Below are 22,683 nucleotides of genomic sequence, written 5' to 3' on the forward strand. Positions count from 1 at the left end.
AATATCACTAGCTTTCAGCCACGACGGTAGCGACCCACCGGAGTGCTCCCATTACCTAGAAATTTAATTGGATTCATCACCACCCCATCCTTCCATACTTCGAAATGCACGTGAGCTCCTGTGGAGCGCCCGGTGGAACCCGCTTTAGCAACCTCCTGCCCGATTCGGACCAGATCGCCGACCTTTACTGTCAATCGCGAATTATGCGCGTAGCGGGTCACGTAACCATTACCATGGTCAACATCAACTACGTTACCGTAGCCATTGCGATAACCAGCATAACTAACCACGCCTTCGGCCACCGCCATGACCGAGCTACCAACACTAGCGTGAAAGTCTACCCCCTTATGTTCAGCAACACCGCCATTGAACGGATCAGCACGGCGGCCAAAGCTGGAGGTAATGTAGGTGTTGCGGACCGGTGACCGCGAAGGCACCGCATTTTGTTCGATCTGGTTATTAAACAATAGCGAAGCAAGCACACTCAATTGCTGACCAGAACCAGAGAATTGCTGCTCAAGTTGCCCTAAACTCTCCTTGAGATCCTTGACAGGCATGTCATGCATTGGAGTTTCAGGACCACCGAGTCCAACTGGATCATCAAACTTGAATTCACCGTTCTGCAATTTACCCATTTCGGTCAAACGTGTACCAAGCGCGTTAAGACGGTTGGCCTGAGCCTGCAATTCACCCAGACGCGCGGCTAACGCATTAACCTGCGCCTGAGAAGTGCCACGAAGATGTTCCAATTCAACCTGCTGCCACTCCACTTTAGCCTGCAACCGTGCATTGTTCACCATCCCCAACGCTGCACCAGTACCAACACCACTTAGCACACCAATCCCCAACACGGTCCCCAAAACAATGAGTGGACGCTGCTCTGCGAAGTCACGCATCTGACGCACAAAGCACTGAACTCGAGTTTCATGGGATTTAAGTATGATTCTTTTTAATGCCATAAGACTTCTTCATGTCTAATCTGAAATCCAACGCTAACAGCCATTCCTCCTTTCAGACCGCCCTTGAAGCGATACTGAACGAAAAAACGATCCCTACCTTCCAACGAGCCATATGGCTCGATAGGCTAGATCAGCAGTTGCGCTCCCATCTACCAGCAACCCTAGCAAGCCAATGCAGACTAGCCAATGTCAATGGTAAAAAGCTCGTTTTTCTGGTCGAGTCAGCAGCTTGGCACACCAAACTAAGGCTTTCCGAATCCCAACTTCTCGACGCTGCCCGATCCATCGGATTAATGGCCACTCAGGTCATCATCAAAATCCTACCCTCTCTCCTACCCTTCACTAAGGAATATCTAAAGGAAGCAAACGGACTTGTTAATGCAGAGATTCCAAAAGGCCTGCAAGAAGCTTTGAGAGCCCTTCATGGATCAAACATCCGCAGAAACGCTGAGATTTGAGAGCCGGTGATTCTCTACCGAAGCGCAAAAGCTTACGAGATTGGAACCACACGACCCGTGGCATCGTAACCGGTATCGGCTATTGATTCGTTATTTATAGATTAAGAAATCATTGATTAAGAATCATATCGTCAAGTTTTCTGAGAATGATTCAAATGCAAGCTGGATGAGTGTAGGCGACAGGCGGCTGCGCAGCGACTGAACTCGGAAAACTGATCCACTCCCAAGCAGTCTGATCCGCAAGTACAGCACGAACCAGCTTATTGTTCAGCGCATGACCAGACTTAAAAGCTTCGTAAGCACCCAAAATCGGGCCGCCAATCAAGTAAAGATCACCAATTGCATCGAGTATTTTGTGACGCACGAACTCGTTGCCATAGCGCAAGCCATCCTCATTGAGCACACGGAACTCGTCAAGCAAAATCGCATTGTCCATTGAGCCGCCCAGCCCAAGGTTACGTTCACGCATATCTTCCAAGTCATGCATGAAACCGAAAGTGCGCGCTAGAGAAATTTCCCTGATATAAGCCGGAGTAGAAAACTCAATTTCATGATGCGACTGTCTGCGCGGGATCATTGGGTGATCGAACTCAATGGTGAACCCCAGCTTGTAACCATCGTACGGGTGAAACCTGGCGATTTTGTCCCCTTCGCGCACTTCGACCAAGCGTTTAATACGGATGAAGCGCTTGGGGGCGTCCTGCTCGAAGATACCCGCCGACTGCAACAGAAATACAAACGGTGCGGAAGAACCATCCATAATCGGCAACTCAGCCGACGACAGATCCACAATGGCGTTGTCGATACCAAGCCCGGCAAAGGCAGACATCAAATGTTCGACCGTCTGTACTTTAGCCCCCTTGCAAGTCAAGCCGGTGCACAACATCACCTCGGTCACTAAATCCCCACTAGCGGGGATTTCAACGACAGGCTCCAGGTCCACACGTCGGAACACGATACCGTAGTTCACCGGAGCGGGACGGAGAGTGATGTGGACCTTATTGCCACTGTGCAGACCAACACCGGTCGCGCGAATCGTGTTGTTGAGGGTACGTTGCTGGGTCATGGATGGAAGTCTGAAAAAAGTAAAGAAGCAAGGCGAGAAGTTGAACCCACCGTATTTGGTCACAAGAGATAATGCTCTAAATCTTAACAGTACGCGGACATACGAATAACAACAGACACATACAGCGGCCAAAACCACTGAGACGCAGAAGTTATGGCAGCATATAAAGCGCGCGTCACTGGCGAAGCACGTAGATGGCCGACAACTGCACCCGGGCAACAGAAGTCGGCCACTGAGATAACGTTGTCATATTACTCTGGGCAATTGCAGCACATCACCTCATACGCATCTTAGAAAGCTCCACTTACCACAGACAGCTTCAGCCATCAGTGAGCCACATTGATTACCATGCAAAGCATTAATCAGCTTGACGACGCAAAAATGCAGGAATATCTAGATAATCGCTCGGCAATTCAGCAGTCACTGGTGCCGAAGCAGCTGAACTGGACGCTGTATCGGTACTCGAGCGACGCAACGCCAAACCTAAACCCAGGGACCCACCCACCGCTCGCGATACCACATCGCCCCCATTGTCCAAGTCGCCAAATTCGACCTGGCCGGTCGTCGCGTTCCGCACGAGTTTGACTGGCGCGCGCTGCTCCGGACGCTGCGCCGTACGTGGCACGGCACGACTTAAGCCAGTCGCAACCACAGTAACACGCACTTCGTCCTGCATATCTGGATCAAGCACGGTACCAACCACCACAGTCGCATCTTCGGAAGCGAAACCATCAATCGTGCGGCCAATCTCATCAAACTCAGCCATGGTGAAATCCGAACCAGCAGTGATATTAACCAGAATACCGTTGGCACCAGCCAAGTTAACGTCATCCAGCAGAGGATTCTGAACTGCAGCCTCGGCTGCGGCTTGAGCACGGTCGTCACCACGGGCCGAACCTGTACCCATCATTGCCAGCCCCATTTCAGACATCACGGTACGTACATCGGCAAAGTCAACATTGATCAAACCTGGCCGCACGATCAAATCGGCAATGCCCTGCACAGCCCCTTGCAACACGTCGTTAGCGGCACGAAACGCCTGAATCATCGTTGCATTGCGGCCAAGCACCGTTATTAGCTTCTCATTCGGTATGGTAATCAAAGAATCACAGTGCTGATTCAGCTCTTCGATACCTTTCAACGCCACTTGCATGCGACGACGCCCCTCGAACGGGAACGGTTTGGTCACGACAGCCACTGTGAGGATACCCATCTCTTTGGCTAATTGCGCTACTACCGGAGCAGCCCCGGTACCAGTGCCTCCACCCATACCGGCAGTAATGAACACCATATCCGCCCCCTGAAGGGCATCAATGATGCGCTCACGATCCTCCAGTGCAGCCTGACGGCCGACTTCAGGATTGGCCCCTGCGCCCAGACCTTTGGTCACGTTAGCACCAAGCTGTAATTGCAGCTTGGCGCCACAGTTTTTAATCGCCTGTGAGTCAGTGTTAGCAATGATGAACTCCACACCATCGACAGTGCTATTAACCATGTGTGCCACGGCGTTACCACCACCACCACCAACACCAACGACCTTAATTACCGCGTTCGGAGCCATTTTCTCAATCAGTTCAAAATGTGCCATGTCCATGTCCTCATTGTAGCTTGTCGTGCCGACGGGGAAACGAGCTGGGGATTGCACCCGGAACCTCGACGGCGTTTTCTGGTTGTGATGTACTGCCACGCCTGACGGCGCTTATCCATGTCGTTGCTATGACCTGCTCTTGGGAACGAAACAGGCTCTTTCCATCGTCCGGTCAAAATTCACCCCTATACCAGTTCTTCAACTTCTTGAAGAAAGTGCCCACCCGCCCGGTCGGTAACGATGGGCGGCGCGGGCGTTCCATCTGACTGCCCATCAGCAATAAGCCCACGCCAGAAGCATGCACTGGATTGCCGACCACTTCGCCCAAGCCGGTGACATGCTGCGGAATGCCGACACGCACCGGCATTTGCAACATTTCCTCGGCCAATTCAACAACACCCTCCATCTTCGAAGCGCCGCCCGTCAGCACCATGCCGGCACGGACCAACTCCTCGAATCCCGAACGGCGCAATTCAGCCTGCACCATTTCAAAGATTTCCTCATAACGCCCCTGCACCGCCTGTGCCAGCGAAGCACGGGGCATACGCCGTGGCGGCCGGTCACCCACCGAGGGCACCTGGATGGACTCCTCAGCCATAGCCAACTGAGCCAACGCACATGCATAACGCACTTTGATCTGCTCAGCTTCCGGTGTTGGGGTACGCAACATATGCGCAATATCGTTGGTCACATGGTCACCAGCGATCGGCAAAGAAGCCGTATGGCAAATCGCCCCATGCACGTAGACTGCTAAATCAGTGGTACCGGCGCCGATGTCGACCAACACTACACCCAATTCACGCTCGTCAGCAGTCAAGACCGCCACCGCGGACGCTAACGAAGACAACACCAAGTCGTCCACCTGCAAACCACACTTATGTACACATTTGATGATGTTGGCCGCGGCTGACTGCGCGCACACCACCAAGTGCGCATGCACCTCAAGGCGCACACCAGTCATACCAACCGGGTTACGGATACCTTCCTGTGAATCGTCCAACACGTATTCACGCGGAATCGCATGCAAAATACGTTGATCTGCCGGAATCGCCACCGCCTTGGCCGCGTCGAGCACGCGCTCCAAATCATTCCAAGTCACCTCTCCATCACGGATTGGCACAATGCCTGGGGAATTTTTGCATTGCACATGATTCCCAGAAATTGAAGCGTACACCGATCGAATCTCACAACCAGCCATCAGCTCAGCTTCTTCAACAGCGCGCTGGATCGACTGCACCGTTGACTCGATATCCACCACCACGCCCCGCTTGAGCCCCCGCGATTCATGCGAGCCGATACCAATCACCTCGATCAAGTTGCCTGGCGAGTACTCGCCAACCAGCGCAACCACTTTGGACGTGCCGACGTCCAATCCAACAATTAGAGATTTTTCACCTTTACGGTTCATGTGCCAAAGCTGCAAATAGGAAATACGGACTGAAACGCGATGAACGGCTGCCGACCAAACTGCACACACGACGTCACCCGCTGCGATGCCGACGCAAACATCGCTTCAGACAACCTACTCTCAACGCTGAAAGCAACAGAGGCAGGACCACGCACGACAGTGAACCCATTGGTATAGCGCAGATCAGCGCGCACGACCGGATGCTGCGGGTCCAACAATTGCGGCAACACTCGAGCGAAGCGTTGCAGTCGCTCCCTTGTATCGTCGCGACCAACCAGAATCTGCAGACCGTTACTTAATCCCAGCGACCAACTACCCCGTGCATCCATCTCCAACCAGCTCACATCCAATCCGGTCGACGCAAACAGCGCACCCGAGACTTTATACAGTGCTATCACCTCCGTGACCTTACTGTCTGGACCACCAAGCTGTGGGAGCTTGAGATCTTTGAGCCCCCCCGGCACAGGAAACAACCGCCCCTGTTCGGACAACATCCGGTCAGCTCCCCAGCGCGCGAACGGCTGATGTTCAATCACCATGACTTCCAACACATCCGGCCAGCGCTTACTGACCTGCGCACGTTCCACCCATGGTAGACGCTCAATTGCATCCTGGACCTGCTGCAACTGCACCGCAAAGAAACCGGAGCGTACGTAAGGTAATACCACTGCACGCAGTTGCTCCGGTGAAACACGCTTAAAATCGCCGGTCACACGCAGCTTGGCCAACGGCCAGCGCTCAGTGCCCACCCAACCATTGAGCACAGCGACCACCGGTAATACCACTAGCGTCATCGCCAACAACCAAGCCAGGATACGCAGCACAGTGTTCATACGATGGCACTCCAAGCGTGCGATACGCAAAACACGCACATCACAACGCTGCCAGCACAACATGCACACCCGTTCTGTCGCACACCCGTACGGATATCAAAGCAACTCACAGCGTCTGCTCCAGAACCCGCCATACCAAGTCATCAAAGCCGATACCCAGTTGGCTCGCTGCCTTGGGTACCAACGAGTGGGCTGTCATACCAGGAGCAGTATTTACTTCCAGTAAGAAAAAGCGGCCACTCGCACCGTCACGCATCACGTCCACACGACCCCAACCACGGCAACCGGCAGCACGAAATGCAGCCAAGGCAAGTCGAGCGATTTCAGCCTCATCAACACCGTCCAAACCCGGGCACAGATACTGAGTGTCTTCAGCAATGTACTTGGCGTTATAGTCATACCACTGTCCCTGAGGAACGATCCGAATGGACGGCAACGCCATTTCACCGAGAATCGCCACCGTCAATTCATCGCCTTCAATCAGCTCTTCCATCAGCAGCTCGCCATCGTAACGCCCCGCTGAAGCGGCCGCCTCCTCTAAATGCTCCAGCGCAAACACGCGACTAACACCAACACTGGATCCTTCTTTAGCCGGTTTAATGATCACCGGCAAACCCAGCATCTCAGCCGCCTTACGCACCTCAACAGCAGTGGCACGAGCACTCAAACTCGCATAACGCGGCGTAGGCAAACCCAAAGAAAGCCAAATCTGCTTGGTACGCACTTTATCCATACTCAGCGCCGAACCAAGCACATCCGAGCCGGTGTATGGCACACCAAAAGCCTGCATCAAACCCTGCACCACACCATCCTCACCACCACCATTATGGCCGTGCAGCACATTGAACACACGGTCAAAACGCCGTTCTACCAGCGCCTGAGCCAGTGCCGGAATCCCATCTACCGGCTGGGCATTGACCCCGCGCGCGCGCAATCCTTCCAGCACGTTGTGACCAGAATGCAGAGACACCTCACGCTCAGAAGATGTCCCCCCAAAAAGCACTGCAACACGACCGAACACAGCCGGATTGGTGTAGCGTGGAGCAAGTGAAAATAGGCTCATATTTCAATACCTCCAAAGCCAGCATGAGCGATCCGCTGAGCGATGTAACCAATGTCGCCAGCGCCCATCATCAACAGCAGATCATCGTCCTGCAGCACATCCGGTAATACCTCAACCAAACTAGCGACTTGGCCGACCACTACCGGCTCACTGCGTCCGCGTGCGCGGATCGCACGCGCCAGCGACTTAGCATCAGCACCCGGAATTGGCACTTCACCAGCCGGGTAAACCTCACTCAGCACGAGTGCATCGACACTGCTCAACACCGCAGCGAATGCGTCAAATTGATCGCGGGTACGACTGTAGCGATGCGGTTGAAACGCAACCACCAGACGCTTGTCCGGCCACCCCCCCCGCGCGGCCGCAAACACCGCCTCTAATTCACGCGGATGATGGCCATAATCGTCGATCAAACGAACACATGCACCATTTCCAATGGCGATTTCTCCTAAATCATTAAAACGACGGCCGATACCAACAAAGCTCTTCAATGCACGCCCAATAATCTGCGGCGGCACACCCAACTGCCACCCTATTGCAGCGGCAGCCAAGGCATTGAGTACGTTGTGACGCCCAGGCAATGCCAGCGTCACCGGGATACTATTGCCCTCAGGAAGACACAGCGTAAAACACATGTGGGCACCCTCTTGAATCACCTCTTCGGCACGCACATCAGCAGCAGCATTGATGCCGTAAGTCATCACATGACGTGTCGTTTTGCTCGCCAACTCCATCACTTCAGGATCATCAATGCACAACAACGCCAGTCCATAGAACGGCAGGCGCTGCAGAAACTCCGCAAACGCTTCTTTTATGCGAGAAAAGTCGTTGTCGTAGTTCTCCAAGTGATCGGCATCGATATTGGTAATCACCGCCACGAGCGGATTCAAACGCAGGAAACTACCATCGCTTTCGTCAGCTTCAACCACCAACCATTGACCGGCACCGAGCTTGGCGTTAGCACCAGCAGCAAGCAACTGACCACCGATCACAAAAGTCGGATCCAGCCCTCCCTCACTGAGCACTGCCGCAATCAGACTGGTCGTCGTCGTCTTACCGTGCGTACCGGCCACGGCAATGCCGTGGCGAAAACGCATCAACTCGGCCAACATCGCCGCACGCGGCATGATCGGGATACGCTGACTACGCGCCTCCATCAATTCGGGGTTATCTTCGCGAATCGCGCTGGACACCACCACGCAGTCGGTACCAAGCACATTGGCCGCTGAGTGACCACGCATCACCCGCGCACCAAGTGTGGCCAAACGTCGGGTCGCCGCATTATCGGCATTGTCCGAACCGGATACCTCGTAACCCAACGTCAACATCACCTCAGCAATACCGCTCATGCCGGCACCGCCAATACCAACGAAATGCACGCGTGGGAACGTGCGGATCAAATCGCCATTGTCTTGGAGACGACGAATCACAAACGAGCCTCACTTCGAGCACTGCACCCAACGATTTTGGTGTCGATTCCTCGCCTCATATGGATTCCTCAAGAATAATGTCAGCAATACGCTCTGAGGCATCAGATTTAGCCAATCCACGTGCAATCTCAGCCATCGCCAAGCGACGTATCGGATCAGTCAACAAGGCACGCAACACGGGTTGCAGTCGCACACTCAGCGTGTCGTCCTGCTTAAGCAACAGCGCAGCACCGGCACCGGCCAGATATTCGGCATTGCGAGTCTGGTGGTCATCCACCGCAGCTGGGAAAGGCACCAACACACTACCAATACCGACGGCACACAACTCAGCCAACGTTGAGGCACCGGCACGACACACCACCAAGTCGGCCCAGGCGTAAGCTGCAGCCATGTCATTGATAAACGGTTCAACACGAGCAGCGACACCTGCTTGTGCATAGGCCATCTCCGCTTCAGCACACAATGTTTCGCCGCACTGATGGCGCACCTCCACTGCCACATCAGACAGCATCGCCAAAACCACCGGCAAAGCTTGATTCATTGCACGTGCGCCCTGACTGCCCCCAAGGACTAACAAACGCACCGGACCACTGCGGCCAGCAAAACGCACCGCCGGCGCAGACAGCGCAGCAATGTCCTCGCGCACTGGATTGCCAACCACCTCCTCACCGACGAAACTGCCAGGAAAGCCTGCCAGCACGCGTCCGGCAACACGCGCGAGGATCTTATTGGTCATCCCAGGTGCACGATTCTGTTCGTGCACGATCAAAGGCAGGCGCATAAAGCGTGCTGCAATACCACCGGGGCCAGCAGCGAAACCACCAAAGCTGATCACAACGCGTGGGCGGTAGCGACGCAACACAACACTTGCGGCACAAATCGCGCGAAACACTCGCATAGGTGCCCCAAGCAAGGCCAACATGCCACGACCGCGCAAGCCGGCGATTGGGATTGTCTCGATTTCAATGCCGTGCTTTGGTACCAGATGGGTCTCCATTTTCCCGATCGCACCCAGCCATACCACTGGCACATCACGGGCTCGCAGCGCACGTGCCACCGCCAGGCCCGGGAAGATATGACCACCGGTACCACCAGCCAAAATCATGACGGGACGATAGTGTGTCACCGGAGCCTGGACGACTATGGCCATAGCACCTTCCCAAAAGCTGATGCCACGCGGGACTGCATCCGGCTGATGCCACGCTGTGATGCGACCAAGGGAACAGCGGCAACCTCGTGCAGCAAAACCTCATCAGCAGCAGACACCAATTTTTTGCGCAATCGCTCCGCTCGATCGACCTCATAGGAAACACGTAGCAACAACCCTATCGCGACACATGTCATCAGCACCGACGAACCGCCAGAGGAAATCAGCGGCAGAGTCAGACCCTTCGTTGGCAAGATACCCAGATTGACAGCAATCGAGACGAAACTCTGCAAGCTGATCCATAACGCAATCCCTAAAGCGACATAACCGGGGAAATGACGCTTCATCTCGACACAACGCATCCCTAGCCAGAACGCGCGTCCGACTAGCAATGTATACAACGCGATCACCGTACATACCCCAACGAAACCCAATTCTTCTGCAATCACCGAAAAGATGAAATCAGTGTGCGATTCAGGCAAATAATTGAGCTTCTGTACCGAAGCGCCCAGACCCACACCAAACCACTCGCCACGGCCCACCGCCATCAACGCATTGGACAACTGATAACCGGACCCACGTTGATCAGCCCACGGGTCCATGAATGACGTCATACGACGCATACGGTATGGCTCGAACACCACCAGCGCGACGAGCACCACCAGCGCTACAACTATCGGCATCGACATCTTTGGCAGATTCACCCCGCCTAATACCAACATCCCGGCAGTAATGCCCAGCAATAACGTTGAGGAACCAAAGTCTGGCTGCATCAACAACAAGCCAATCAACACAGCAACCACACTCAGCGGTTTAAGCATCGCCGGCCAAGTCGCGTTGACATCGTCACGGAAGCGCACCAGGTAGCTGGACAACCAAACGATATACAACACCTTCACCGCCTCGACCGTCTGGAACTTGGACACACCCAGATTGATCCAGCGCTTGGCGCCGTTAACATTGCTGCCCAATCCCGGCACAAACACCATTAACAGCAACACGAAGCAGATCAAAAGAAGCATGCGGTTGTATTGTTCGACCTTCTTAAGCTCAGTACGCATCGCCAAAAACGCTAAACCGATGCCGATACTCAAGGACACGAGGTGCCGAATCAGGTAATAAAACGGGCTATTGGTCAGCTCGATCGAACTGGAAGCCACCATGACCACACCAAGCGAAGCCAACGCCACAGCAGCACCAAGCAGCCACGGATCGTAGCAGCCTCCAATGGCCTCAAGTCGGGTTGCCTGGCGCAAGAAAGCGTTCATCAGCGCACCTTCAACGTCGCCAAACCAATCAACACCAGCACCACAGAGATAATCCAGAAACGCACGATTACACGCGGCTCCGGCCAACCCTTAAGCTCAAAGTGATGGTGGATCGGTGCCATACGAAACACACGCTTCCCGGTCAACTTGAAACTGACCACCTGAATGATCACCGACAACGTTTCAATGACAAACACGCCACCCATCACCACTAATACCAACTCCTGCCGCACGATCACTGCAATCGTGCCAAGCGCCGCACCCAATGCCAGTGCACCGATGTCGCCCATGAACACCATTGCCGGATACGCGTTAAACCACAGAAAACCGAGGCCAGATCCAGCAATGGCCGCACAGATAATGATTAAATCACCAGCGCCAGGAACCGTAGGAATCTTCAGATAACTGGAGAACAACACGTTCCCGGAAGCGTAAGCGAATACGCCCAATGCACACGCCACTAGCACTGTCGGCATAATCGCCAACCCATCTAAACCATCCGTCAAATTAACCGCGTTGGAGAAGCCAACAATCCAAAAATAGGTGATCGCGATAAAACTAATACCCGTCAGCGGTAATGCGATCGACTTGAACATGGGGATGTAAAAAGTGACTGCCGCCGGCACATCAGCAGTGCAGTAAAGAAACAAGCCAGCCGCCAAACCGAAGATCGACTGCAGCAGGTACTTCCAGCGCGATTTCAGACCGTTCGGATCACGCTTGGCAAGCTTGATCCAATCGTCGTACCAACCAATCGCACCAAAGCACAGCATCACGGCCAATACCAGCCACACGTAGCGATTACGCAAGTCACCCCATAACAATACCGATAACGTCACTGTCATCAGAATCAGGGAACCGCCCATCGTCGGCGTGCCAGCTTTAGAAAAGTGCATCTTTGGGCCATCCTGGCGGATCGGCTGACCACCTTTAAATTGGGACAACTTCCGGATCAACACCGGCCCTATCCAGAGCGACAACAATAATGAGGTCAATGCCGCCAGGATGCTGCGGAATGTCAGGTAATTGAACAACCCGAACAGACTTTCAAATTGCTGTAACCAACGGGCCAGTTCAAGCAACATGCGATGCACCATCCGCACTCGACAACAGTGCGCTCACAATCTTATCCATGGCACTACCCCGCGAGCCCTTCACAAGTACGCGTGGCGGCACTTCGGCTTGAGCACGCTTCAAGTCATCCCACAACACGGCCGCCAACGCCGCATGATCAGCAAACACATACCCACCCTCACCAAACGTTCGAGCCGCAACGGCACTCAACTCACCCAGCGCGTACAACCGGGCTACTTTCGCTTGGCGTGCGCGACGTCCAGCCGCCGCATGTAGCGCTATACCTTCCAAACCGAGCTCGCGCATGTCGCCAAGTACCAACCACGCCGGACCTACAGCAGTCGTCAACGTGTCGATCGCCGCGTCTAACGAACCGGGGTTGGCGTTGTAACTATCATCGATCAATACCGCACCGCCGGGTAATGCATGCGCGACTTGGCGGCCAGCCACCGGCTTGGCCAAACCAAGACCGGTCGCAATTTGCGTCAACGAAATGCCAGCCACCAGCGCCATGGCCGCCGCCGCCAGCGCATTACACACATTGTGACGTCCAGTCAGTGCCAGCCGTACCGGCACCTCCCCCTGCGGCGTAACAAGTACAAAACGCACATGATCCTCACTGAATTGCAGGTGATACGCAGTAATGTCAGCAGGCACCTGCAAACCGAACCGCAACACTGCACGGCCAGCCGGCACACACTGCTGCTCAAACCACAAAGCAAAGGCATCATCGACATTGATCACAGCGGTACCACCAGGCCGCAACGCGGCATAGATCTCACCTTTGGTACGCGCCACACCAAGCAGGCTGCCCATGCGCTCCAAGTGGGCCGGTGCGATGTTGTTGACTAACGCCACATCCGGCGGAACGATGCCAGTCAAATAACCGATGTCACCCAACTTGCCAGCCCCCATCTCGTACACCACAAAATCGGCATCATCGGGGGCAGCAATCACTGCCAACGGCAGGCCGATCTCGTTGTTGCGGTTGCCGGAGTTCGCGTAGACCACTGCACTGTTCTGCGCCGCGGCATGCTCCAAGATCGACACAAGCAGTGCTTTAACACTGGTTTTTCCATTGGAACCAGTCAATGCCAACACAACGGAAGTGCGGTCACGCTGCAATGCTGCAGCAACCGCCGCAAGTGCACGCTCAGTATCGGCCACAACGACCTGAGGGATATCCAGTTCTGGCAACACGTGATCGACTAATAACCCCGCCGCACCGCGTGCCAACGCTTCGGCACAGAATGCATGGGCATCGAAGCACTGGCCGCGCAACGCCACATACAACACGCCAACATCCAGCGCACGGGTGTCATGACCGATGGCGCACACCATGACATCTTCACCATGCAGGTAACCGCCAGTCCAATGCGCAATTAATGAAAGTGGTGTACGCCTCATCAGGGACCCTCCTGCACCGACATGACCGCAAGCATGCGCATCGCAACCTCGGTGTCGTCGAACGGATGCCGCACCCCAGCCACTTCCTGGTATTGCTCGTGACCTTTGCCAGCAATCAACACGATGTCATCTGCGCTGGCCATACCAATGGCTGCAGCAACCGCAGCAGAGCGGTCACGCTGCACTTTTACGGCTTCGGGATGAACAAAACCGGCCAGAATGTCGGCGACAATGCGGTCACCATCTTCACCACGCGGATTATCGTCGGTCACGAACACGACATCGGCTTTTTTCTCGGCAATAGCAGCCATTTGCAGGCGCTTGCCGCTATCGCGTTCACCACCACAGCCAAACACACAAATCAAACGGCCACAGGCATGACTGCTCAAACTGGACAGCACCTGCTCCAGCGAATCGGGTGTATGTGCGTAATCGACAACCACCAGAGGCTGCCCATCATGACCGCCAAGGCGATTCATCCGACCCTGAATCGGCTGCAACTGCGACAGCACCGCAGCGATCTCGGTCGGAGCATGGTCCAACGCATATAAAACACCGGCTACCGCAAGCAGATTATCAACGTTGAAACGCCCCATCAGGGGTGAATGCACCGGCAAACGGTGAGTGCCGATCACCAGATCGAACGCGATACCCTGAGCATTCAGACTCAGATGCTGCGCCCCTACATCGGCATGCGTGTGACCACGTGAGCTGATTGCGATCCGGCGCACCCCATGGGCCACACCATGCAACAGGCGGACACCAAAGGGGTCATCCACGTTGATCACCGCTGCCTGCAAATCGTTGTACGTGAAGAGCCGAGCCTTGGCTGCACCGTAGTGCTCCATGTCACCGTGATAATCAAGGTGATCACGTGTCAGATTGGTAAACACCGCCACGTCATAGCGCACGCCGTCTACGCGTCCCTGGTGAAGTGCATGCGAACTGACTTCCATCGCCACCGCCTGCGCGCCAGCATCACGTAGCTGTCCCAGACACTGATGCAGTTGCAACACCAGCGGCGTCGTGAAACCCGTCGGTACGGCCTGATCGTACAAACCCACACCGAGTGTTCCACAGGTCGCACTGCGCACGCCCAGACGATGCCAAGCCTGCGCCAACAATTGCACAGTGGAGGTCTTACCATTGGTGCCAGTGACACCGACCATAGTCATCTCTTGCGACGGATGGCCGTGGAAGTGGTCCGCCATCGCACCCAGACGCCCACGCAATCCAGGCACTGCAATCGCCTCGTCAGGCACTGGTAACCCCTCTGGTGCAGGCGGCTCAAACAAAATCACCACTGCACCTTTGGCACACGCCTGCTCAATGAAACCCAACCCATGGGCGCCGAACCCTGCAATCGCGACAAAAGCATCGCCTGGCTGCACCTCGCGGCTATCCATGACTAAACCAGAGATAACGACATCACGCGCTTGCGGAATATCAGGCAACAGCTGCGCCAATGGCATGAAACGCCTCATTGGTTATTTCTCTGCATCGGAGACGGGGATGGTGCAACCACAGTAGGAATCCCAGCGGCCACCTCGTCGGCAGCATCGGGTACCAACGCCGGATCGAGCTCGATCTGCCGCGCTGGCGTCCGTCCGGTTTTGCCAGCAACCTGCGCAGCCAGCCATGATTGAATATCGTCGGGAGACACATCCATCAGCCGTAGTGCTCCCTCCATGACCCGGCGGAACACTGGTGCAGACACCAACCCGCCGTAGTAGACCTTGCCCTGCGGATCGTTGATCACAATGACGGTAGCGAAGCGCGGGTGTGTGGCCGGCACCAAACCAGCAAACAGCGCGTTGTAATGGCCGGATTCGTAGCCATTAGCACCCGTTTTGCGCGCCGTGCCCGTCTTGCCGGCAACATGGTAGCCGAGGATCGCGGCGGCCTTAGCACCTCCACGGGTAACCACGGTTTCCATCATGCCAATCACTTGGCGTGCAACTTGGGAGTCGATCACTTGGCGTGCTTCGGCATGCTGGCCTTTCACAAAAGTCGGTGGGATCAGCTTGCCGCCGTTACCCAACGCCGCGTACGCCTGTGCAATTTGCAACGGCGTCACAGACAGGCCGTAACCGTAAGACATCGTGGTCTTGGAGGTACCGCTCCAGCGTGCCGGTAAAGGCAACACCCCGCTGGATTCACCAGGAAAGCCGCTATGAGGTGCCGTACCGTAACCAAAGCCTTGAATCAATTGGTAGAACGTCTGGTCCGGCACCTTGGCGACGATCTTGGCGGCACCGATGTTGGAGCTGCGCGTAATCACGCCAGTTACATTGAGCACACCGTTGTTACGCGGCACATCACGGATGGTAAAGCGCCCCAATGACAGATAACCAGGATTGGTATCAATGACCGTATCGGGAGTCACCACACCAGCTTGCAACGCGGTCGCAATCGTCAGCGGCTTCATCGTCGAGCCTGGCTCGATCAGATCCGTCACCGCGCGGTTACGCTGCGCTGAGGAGTTAATCCCGGTCACCGCGTTAGGGTTGTAGGTCGGTAGATTGACCATGGCTAGAATTTCGCCAGTGTCCACAGCCATCACCACAATCGAACCGCCAGCGGCTTGATTTTCGATAATGGCGTTGCGCAGTTCCTTATAAGCAAGGTATTGGATACGACGGTCGAGCGTTAAGACCAGGTCCTTGCCCGGCTGCGCCGATCGGATCAAATCCACACTCTCCACAATGGCGCCGCGTGCATCACGTACCACACGCTTGCTGCCAGGCTTACCTCGCAGCCAGTCATCGAATGCCAGCTCCAAACCTTCCTGGCCACGGTCATCGATATTGGTAAAACCCAATACATGAGCCATCACCTCACCCTGAGGGTAAAAACGCCTGAACTCACGCTGTGTAAACACCCCAGGAATTTTTAACGCAAGAATGCGGTGTGCAACATCCGGGTTAATCCTGCGCTTGAGGTACATGAACTCTTTATCGGCCTTCTGCGACAAACGAGTGGTGAGTTCATCCACCGGGGCTTGCAGTACATTGGCCAGTTTCGGGATCCAATCAGGATTACGCAGCAGTTCCTGTGGGTTTGCCCAAATCGATTCCACCGGTGTGGAGACCGCTAACGGCTCACCATTGCGATCTGTAATCATGCCGCGTGAGGTTGGAATCGGCAGCTCACGCAAGTAACGCGCTTCAGCCTGACGCTGGTAGAAATCGCTATTGATCAATTGCACGTAGGCTGCACTAGCGATCAACGTCAGTGAACACAGCGCCAGTGCCGTACCCACCAGCAGCAGCCGGCCACGCAGATTGAAATGACTGCGGAAGCGACTGTGGCTGGTCTTCATGGACGCACCACGACAATCTCGTTGCTTTCCGGGAATTTCATCCCCAGACGCTCACGTGCAACCTGGTCAACCCGATTGGCTTCGGCCCAGGTCGCTTGCTCCAACTGCAATCGACCAAACTCGATATTCAAATCATCACGGACCCGCTCGGCATGGGACAGTTCAACGAACAGCTTGCGATGCAGGTGGCGCATATAAACCACACCGATCGCCGAGGCGACTGTGCACGCCAACAGAACAATCAACAGAAGGCGGCTCATTGCACCACCTCCAACCTATCCAACTTCTCAGCCACCCGCAGCACCGCACTGCGTGCACGTGGATTAACCACTAATTCATCGTCATCGGCCTGGATCGAACGACCGATAATGCGCAATAGCGGCACGAAGGTCTGCATCTCAGGCAGGCGGCGGTTGCCAAACGGCACTTTGGCATGACGATGGATGAACTGCTTGACGATACGGTCCTCCAGCGAGTGAAAACTGATCACGACCAACCGCCCGCCTGGGCGTAATGCGGCAAGTGCCGCCTCAAGACCAACCTCCAAATCCAGCAATTCACAGTTCACATGGATACGGATCCCCTGAAAGCTGCGCGTAGCAGGATGAATCCTGGATTTATGGGCACCAGACTTGCTGCGTAACATCACCGATGCAATCAGTTCAGCCAACTGCACGGTACGTAATAACGGCTGCTTAGCACGATACGCGACGATCGCACGAGCAATACGACGGCTCTGCTTCTCCTCGCCATAGGTCCAAAGTACATCAGCGATTTCACGCTCGGGCACACGTGCCAGCCACTGCGCCGCACTCTCTCCGATCTCCGGATCCATGCGCATGTCGAGCGGACCATCCTTAACAAAAGAAAAACCGCGCTCAGCCACATCCAACTGTGGTGAAGACACTCCCAAGTCGAACAACACTCCATCCAAAGACTGTGGCGCAGCCACCTGTGCGAGCGAAGCAAAGCTGCCATGACGGATGACTACGCGCGGATCGGAGCTGAACGCACGCGCAGCCATTGCGATCGCTTCTGGATCCTTATCCATCACTAGCAGTCGACCTCCGGGGCCGAGCTGTTGCAGCACCCCACGCGCGTGCCCCCCACGCCCGAAAGTACCATCCAAATAGATTCCGTTTTCAACCACCCGCAACCCTTTCATGGCTTGCGTGTAGAGCACGGGGACATGCGTCACTGACAATTGCGGTGCCAGGCAATCGGACCACCCTGTGTCGCACATGGGTTCCCACTCACAACCTGAGATCGAGTAATCCATCGCCAAGATCACCATCAGAAAGCGTCTGCTGGATCAATGCACGATGCGCCTGCTCGCTCCAAAGTTCGAACTTGTCTCCCATCCCTAGTAACACCGCTTTTTTCTCGATACCAACTGCACCACGGTGACTGGGCGGAACACTAATGCGTCCGTTGGCGTCCAACTCCAACACCGCCGAGGAACCAACAAGCTTCTGCTGTAGTACCCGAATCATACGCTGGGTATTGGGCTTGACCATCAGTTCATCACGAACACGTTCCCACTCTTTCTCTGCATACAACCAAAGACAACCAGCCTCGAACGGGTTGTACGTCAACACAAGACGATTGGCGCTCATGCTTGCGACAAGATCGCGATAGGCCGTAGGGACCACCATGCGTCCTTTATCGTCCAACGTAATGGCCGTTTCACCCTGGAACACTGTCGTAATTGCCTTCAAGGCCCTAACAAGTCCGCACCAAGGGTTATTGAACCACAAAAAACCATAAAAAACCTGGATTAACCCTATTTTTCCACTCATTTAGAAAAATTTAACAACATTGATAAGATTCACCCCTTAATAATCAATAATTTACGAGAATATTTATAAAAATTATGAATTTCATCGCAAATTTTTTTATATGAATTTAAAAATAGTAAATAATTTCAACTCCTCACAATCAAATCTAAGAAAATCGGGCACCAGAGTGACACCAATCTCATTTAAAGAAGAATTTAACTAGGACTGACCTGATTTAGACCGGGCGGGAACAGCCATCCAGAAGTATTACGCCTGCAAAAAACACTCCGGCACACCACACCGGAAACCGACCGGTGTCGGGTGATCTAGAGCAATCAAGTAAACACAACGGATATGTATGAGTGACTGTCATTTGGCCCCCCCCCTAGCGCTTGTCACCAATATCGAAAATGCGTGCAGCAAGAGTTTATGGTACCGTCCGAAGCATTTCCATTCGAAGTAAAATTCCCTCCTTGGATAGGCAGTTCAAGATTAGTGGGCCGTAACGGTTGTATTACGACTATGTCGCTTACCCAGCAGGAAGATGTGAATGCCAGCACCCTCATATCGGAGATTCCTGCCTCTGTATTCCTCGACTTGGCTCGACATGAGTGAGGAAACAATACACTGCAAGTACTGGCCTACGAGAAACACCACATCACCGCAACATCAACAACCGATGCTTCTCACGTCCAAATGATGATCCCGTGATCGGTTACTACTGCTTCTCTCTGAAAGAATAACAACAACGTATGGATGGATTATTAGGTCAAAAAGAAAGGTACAAACATTTTTTCGATGACGGCCCACCTCAGATTAAAGACTCAGTTTGGCCGAGTGACTACACAGCCGCGAGAACATCTTTAGATAGGATGTTATGTATCTCTCAAATAATGTAGTCAGAGTTACAACAGAAAAAAGAAATAATCTGAATGACTCGAATCCTCAATGGCATTCGCTGTACCTATCCCTTTGTCTATCACTCTGAGTGCAGGAGACCATTTCACTTGACCGCTCGTGAAACCAAGCGAAACCTCAATTTCAGTAATATAACCATCAAAAATAATCTACCCTGTTGGTCTTTAACATCACGATGAGATTGAAATACCACCACATCACATTGATGTCGAATCGCCACACTGATCCATTCATTTTCTTATTCAGATCATCCCCAGCCTGTACCAAACTATCCTCCACTGATCGAGTGGATGTACATCAATGCCAAATAACAACTCGATCATCATCAAGTTACACAGGTACATTTTTTCAGTTGCTTAACGTTTGGACTTCTCCTTTACCCACAGCAATCTGCGCGAATCAAATTCCATCGCTCAGAAAATGACATGGGTATCAAGGACAATCGCTCAAACCATAGTGACTCCGAAGAGTTCGTACTAAGAGTTCGTACTTCTCATACCTTATTAAAGTCCTCGACACACGTCATTACATAAGCACCTCCCCTAGGTTGACCAACCATGACCAACATTTCGAGAATCTCGGTCCATATATTGGGCCCATACTGGACGACAGATATTCAACCTTCACTATGCAGCTTAATGGAAAAAATAACGCACTGTTATTAGTCTACGATGTCACTTTTCAAATATATTTGAAAGTCATAGCAATGCATTCACTGCATTCTGACACAGGCAAACAGTCCCTCAAAACAACACGGTCTTGCCTTCAAGGTAAACACGCCTAAATGATGCGTGTATAGCCTCTCATCAGATGACTGCGGAATGGCCCAATAACCACACCACTTATTTACATAAAACAACTTAATGCACCGATCACGCCACACACAACAGTCGCAAAACTATCATTATTTTAATAGCTACAATTTAAATACATGACACACATACTCTTAAAACTCTGCACGCTTCGACGTAATACGGAAACATCTGTTATCAGCACTCCTACCCCGAGAAACAACTTGTATAAAGACTAATGAACCACTGCGACTTAGCCATGCAGCGACTGAAGCTGATACGCTCAAAGCACACCCCATTGAGACATTAAGTTAATCATCGCGACCATCACCACGATATAGATCAGGGACAACGGCCCACCTACCTGCCACAGTTCGCGTGGTTGATAGTTGGCCGGGCCGGTCACCATTGAAATCACTGGGTTGGAAACCGTCATCAGATTGTTGGAAGCTGATAGCGCTACGATCAGGCCGAATGCAGTCGGATTGCAGTTCGCTGCCAACGCCAAGTTAACTGCGATCGGGACCATCACAATCGTTGCACCAACGTGACTGATCACCAGCGAAAACGCCGTCGTCAGGAATGCCAAGGCCAGCTCGATCGCCCATACCGGCATTCCATGCGGTAGCCGGTCGATTGTGTGCCCAGCCACCCAAGCCGCGGTGCCACTGCTGTCCATCGCCCAACCCAGAGGGATCAAGCCAGCCATCATGAAAATGGTTTTCCAGCTGATGGCAGTATAAGCCTCGTCCATGCGGATCACCCCAGTCACCAGCATACAAGCCACACCGGTCAACAGAGTCAACGGCACCGGTAACTTGGCCGTCAGCGCAATCACAATGGTCAATGCGAAGATTGCCATCGCAACCTTGAACTTATGCGGGCGCTGTTCGCCTTTAGGATAATCAGTCACTGGGACGAAATCCCGGCTTTCTGCCGCCTGCGCCAGATCTTGCCAGAGGCTGTGCAACACCAGCATATCCCCCGCACGCAGCGACACGTTACGCACGTCTTCTCGAATCACATGCTTATCGCGGCTGATCGCCAGCAAACTGATCCCCATTTGCTTACGCAAGCGCAACTCGGTCGATGTCTTATCAATGAAACGCGAACTCGGTGGGATCACCACCTCGCAAATACCAGCACATGCCGGGTTGAACAAGTCACCAAGGTGACGCAATCGTGAGGAAAAATGCAGAAATTGATGCTTCGCAAAATCAGCCACCTGCTGACGTGCTCCCATTGCCCCAAGCACACTGCCAACCCAGATGCGCATGTCCACTGGCGGAGCCAAGCGAGTATCGTTACCCATCTTCAGTGCCAACAACCGTGGCGCACCACGGATAGTTTCAGCCTCGCCTAACGTCATACCCACCAGTGGACTCTCGGCACTAACCACCAACTCGAAGACCTCGGTATCAATGCCGTAGGTACGCGCGAAATAGCTCTCGTGACGCACCGCAGCCACCTCATCGTTGGCCAAGCACTCCTCTTGAATCAGCTTGCTGTGTCCGTAGAAATAAAAGTAAAGCAACGCCGCGACCAATAATGCGACACCGATCGGCAGCGGCGCAAACATCTGCAGCGGCTCAATTGTGGCGATTCCTGAAGGCAAATTGTTGTTGGCCGATTGCAACAAATCGTTGAGCAAGATCAATGGCGAATTACCGACCATCGTCAATGCACCACCCATGACAATCATCGCGGCAATCGGTAGTAGTAATCGCTGTAACGTGAGACCCGTGCGTGCCGCTAAACGCGCAGCAACCGGCATATACAGTGCCATCACCGACGTGTTTTGCATCAATGGCGAGTTCAGTCCAGCAACCACCATGGTTATCAGCAACAACCGCCGTTCACTACCATCGGAGCGACGCATCAACCAAGCCGCCAAGCGGTTCAACGCACCGGTGCGTTCCAGTCCGGCACCCAGGATAGCCGTAGCGATGATGCTCATCACTGCATTACCAGAGAAACCGCCGAAAAGCTCTTCCGGGGCAATCAACCCCGTGGTTCCCAGCACCACTAACACGATCAACGCCACCACATCAGCACGGATCCGCTCCCAGACAAACATTGCCATCGTAAAACCGACCAATCCAAGCACGAGCTTCATATCATTGGTCAACGTCAAGGCAGTATCCATGGAGTGATGTAGTGATCCCGATTTCAG

At 53.8% G+C, this 22,683-nt stretch carries 17 protein-coding genes and 1 pseudogene; 1 reads left to right on the top strand and 17 read right to left on the bottom strand.

Features of this window, described 5'->3' with window-relative positions; translation table 11 throughout:
• Positions 1-14 precede the first annotated feature (14 nt).
• Positions 15-959, bottom strand: a complete 945-nt coding sequence (locus PLS229_RS11460; RefSeq protein ID WP_038269737.1) for a M23 family metallopeptidase — start codon at positions 957-959, stop codon at positions 15-17.
• An 11-nt stretch (positions 960-970) separates the two neighbouring features.
• Here PLS229_RS11460 and PLS229_RS11465 point away from each other — a divergent pair, with 11 nt between their 5' ends.
• Complete coding sequence (locus PLS229_RS11465) at positions 971-1,417, top strand: DciA family protein (RefSeq protein WP_038269735.1); 447 nt, start codon at positions 971-973, stop codon at positions 1,415-1,417.
• 151 nt (positions 1,418-1,568) lie between these two features.
• Here PLS229_RS11465 and lpxC read toward each other — a convergent pair whose 3' ends face one another.
• From lpxC to PLS229_RS11545, 16 genes and pseudogenes are all read right to left on the bottom strand, one after another.
• Positions 1,569-2,483 carry a UDP-3-O-acyl-N-acetylglucosamine deacetylase gene (lpxC, locus tag PLS229_RS11470; protein ID WP_038269734.1) on the bottom strand — a complete coding sequence of 305 codons (915 nt, stop codon included), beginning with the start codon at positions 2,481-2,483 and terminating at the stop codon, positions 1,569-1,571.
• Positions 2,484-2,841: 358 nt separating this feature from the next.
• Positions 2,842-4,071: a cell division protein FtsZ gene (ftsZ, locus tag PLS229_RS11475; RefSeq protein ID WP_038269912.1), complete on the bottom strand. Its 1,230-nt coding sequence runs from the start codon at positions 4,069-4,071 to the stop codon at positions 2,842-2,844.
• A 172-nt stretch (positions 4,072-4,243) separates the two neighbouring features.
• On the bottom strand, positions 4,244-5,479 hold the full coding sequence (ftsA, locus tag PLS229_RS11480; RefSeq protein WP_038269733.1) for a cell division protein FtsA: 1,236 nt from the start codon (positions 5,477-5,479) through the stop codon (positions 4,244-4,246).
• A 149-nt stretch (positions 5,480-5,628) separates the two neighbouring features.
• Positions 5,629-6,312 (bottom strand): annotated as a pseudogene (locus tag PLS229_RS11485) (cell division protein FtsQ/DivIB); the annotation flags it as partial.
• Positions 6,313-6,418: 106 nt separating this feature from the next.
• Positions 6,419-7,375, bottom strand: coding sequence for a D-alanine--D-alanine ligase (locus PLS229_RS11490; RefSeq protein WP_038269731.1), 957 nt, complete (start codon positions 7,373-7,375; stop codon positions 6,419-6,421).
• A complete protein-coding gene (gene murC / locus PLS229_RS11495) occupies positions 7,372-8,805 on the bottom strand; it encodes a UDP-N-acetylmuramate--L-alanine ligase (protein ID WP_038269729.1) in 1,434 nt (477 codons plus the stop codon). The genes PLS229_RS11490 and murC overlap by 4 nt, the downstream gene beginning before the upstream one ends.
• Before the next feature lie 55 nt (positions 8,806-8,860).
• A complete protein-coding gene (gene murG, locus PLS229_RS11500; protein ID WP_038269727.1) occupies positions 8,861-9,955 on the bottom strand; it encodes an undecaprenyldiphospho-muramoylpentapeptide beta-N-acetylglucosaminyltransferase in 1,095 nt (364 codons plus the stop codon).
• Positions 9,946-11,220, bottom strand: coding sequence for a putative lipid II flippase FtsW (gene ftsW / locus PLS229_RS11505; RefSeq protein WP_038269725.1), 1,275 nt, complete (start codon positions 11,218-11,220; stop codon positions 9,946-9,948). Before ftsW ends, murG begins: the two co-directional genes overlap by 10 nt.
• On the bottom strand, positions 11,220-12,305 hold the full coding sequence (gene mraY / locus PLS229_RS11510) for a phospho-N-acetylmuramoyl-pentapeptide-transferase (RefSeq protein WP_038269906.1): 1,086 nt from the start codon (positions 12,303-12,305) through the stop codon (positions 11,220-11,222). Before mraY ends, ftsW begins: the two co-directional genes overlap by 1 nt.
• Positions 12,295-13,701 carry a UDP-N-acetylmuramoyl-tripeptide--D-alanyl-D-alanine ligase gene (locus PLS229_RS11515; RefSeq protein ID WP_038269723.1) on the bottom strand — a complete coding sequence of 469 codons (1,407 nt, stop codon included), beginning with the start codon at positions 13,699-13,701 and terminating at the stop codon, positions 12,295-12,297. Before PLS229_RS11515 ends, mraY begins: the two co-directional genes overlap by 11 nt.
• Positions 13,701-15,173, bottom strand: a complete 1,473-nt coding sequence (locus tag PLS229_RS11520) for a UDP-N-acetylmuramoyl-L-alanyl-D-glutamate--2,6-diaminopimelate ligase (RefSeq protein WP_038269721.1) — start codon at positions 15,171-15,173, stop codon at positions 13,701-13,703. Before PLS229_RS11520 ends, PLS229_RS11515 begins: the two co-directional genes overlap by 1 nt.
• Before the next feature lie 8 nt (positions 15,174-15,181).
• Complete coding sequence (locus PLS229_RS11525; RefSeq protein WP_038269719.1) at positions 15,182-17,023, bottom strand: peptidoglycan D,D-transpeptidase FtsI family protein; 1,842 nt, start codon at positions 17,021-17,023, stop codon at positions 15,182-15,184.
• Positions 17,020-17,283 carry a cell division protein FtsL gene (gene ftsL / locus PLS229_RS11530; protein WP_038269717.1) on the bottom strand — a complete coding sequence of 88 codons (264 nt, stop codon included), beginning with the start codon at positions 17,281-17,283 and terminating at the stop codon, positions 17,020-17,022. Before ftsL ends, PLS229_RS11525 begins: the two co-directional genes overlap by 4 nt.
• A complete protein-coding gene (gene rsmH / locus PLS229_RS11535; RefSeq protein WP_038269715.1) occupies positions 17,280-18,266 on the bottom strand; it encodes a 16S rRNA (cytosine(1402)-N(4))-methyltransferase RsmH in 987 nt (328 codons plus the stop codon). Before rsmH ends, ftsL begins: the two co-directional genes overlap by 4 nt.
• A gap of 10 nt (positions 18,267-18,276) precedes the next feature.
• Positions 18,277-18,732: a division/cell wall cluster transcriptional repressor MraZ gene (locus PLS229_RS11540; RefSeq protein WP_114867229.1), complete on the bottom strand. Its 456-nt coding sequence runs from the start codon at positions 18,730-18,732 to the stop codon at positions 18,277-18,279.
• A 2,061-nt stretch (positions 18,733-20,793) separates the two neighbouring features.
• On the bottom strand, positions 20,794-22,656 hold the full coding sequence (locus PLS229_RS11545) for an SLC13 family permease (protein ID WP_038269710.1): 1,863 nt from the start codon (positions 22,654-22,656) through the stop codon (positions 20,794-20,796).
• Between the last annotated feature and the right edge of the window lie 27 nt (positions 22,657-22,683).

The sequence above is a fragment of the Xylella taiwanensis genome, from assembly GCF_013177435.1.
In the GTDB taxonomy this organism is placed as follows: Bacteria; Pseudomonadota; Gammaproteobacteria; order Xanthomonadales; family Xanthomonadaceae; genus Xylella; species Xylella taiwanensis.

What these genes read in the sequence shown, in the direction of transcription:
- PLS229_RS11460 (WP_038269737.1), bottom strand. Translation starts at nt 959, where the DNA reads ATGGCATTAAAAAGAATCATACTTAAATCCCATGAAACTCGAGTTCAG.
- PLS229_RS11465 (WP_038269735.1), top strand. Translation starts at nt 971, where the DNA reads ATGTCTAATCTGAAATCCAACGCTAACAGCCATTCCTCCTTTCAGACC.
- lpxC (WP_038269734.1), bottom strand. Translation starts at nt 2,483, where the DNA reads ATGACCCAGCAACGTACCCTCAACAACACGATTCGCGCGACCGGTGTT.
- ftsZ (WP_038269912.1), bottom strand. Translation starts at nt 4,071, where the DNA reads ATGGCACATTTTGAACTGATTGAGAAAATGGCTCCGAACGCGGTAATT.
- ftsA (WP_038269733.1), bottom strand. Translation starts at nt 5,479, where the DNA reads ATGAACCGTAAAGGTGAAAAATCTCTAATTGTTGGATTGGACGTCGGC.
- PLS229_RS11490 (WP_038269731.1), bottom strand. Translation starts at nt 7,375, where the DNA reads ATGAGCCTATTTTCACTTGCTCCACGCTACACCAATCCGGCTGTGTTC.
- murG (WP_038269727.1), bottom strand. Translation starts at nt 9,955, where the DNA reads ATGGCCATAGTCGTCCAGGCTCCGGTGACACACTATCGTCCCGTCATG.
- ftsW (WP_038269725.1), bottom strand. Translation starts at nt 11,220, where the DNA reads ATGAACGCTTTCTTGCGCCAGGCAACCCGACTTGAGGCCATTGGAGGC.
- mraY (WP_038269906.1), bottom strand. Translation starts at nt 12,305, where the DNA reads ATGTTGCTTGAACTGGCCCGTTGGTTACAGCAATTTGAAAGTCTGTTC.
- PLS229_RS11515 (WP_038269723.1), bottom strand. Translation starts at nt 13,701, where the DNA reads ATGAGGCGTACACCACTTTCATTAATTGCGCATTGGACTGGCGGTTAC.
- PLS229_RS11520 (WP_038269721.1), bottom strand. Translation starts at nt 15,173, where the DNA reads ATGCCATTGGCGCAGCTGTTGCCTGATATTCCGCAAGCGCGTGATGTC.
- PLS229_RS11525 (WP_038269719.1), bottom strand. Translation starts at nt 17,023, where the DNA reads ATGAAGACCAGCCACAGTCGCTTCCGCAGTCATTTCAATCTGCGTGGC.
- ftsL (WP_038269717.1), bottom strand. Translation starts at nt 17,283, where the DNA reads ATGAGCCGCCTTCTGTTGATTGTTCTGTTGGCGTGCACAGTCGCCTCG.
- rsmH (WP_038269715.1), bottom strand. Translation starts at nt 18,266, where the DNA reads ATGTGCGACACAGGGTGGTCCGATTGCCTGGCACCGCAATTGTCAGTG.
- PLS229_RS11545 (WP_038269710.1), bottom strand. Translation starts at nt 22,656, where the DNA reads ATGGATACTGCCTTGACGTTGACCAATGATATGAAGCTCGTGCTTGGA.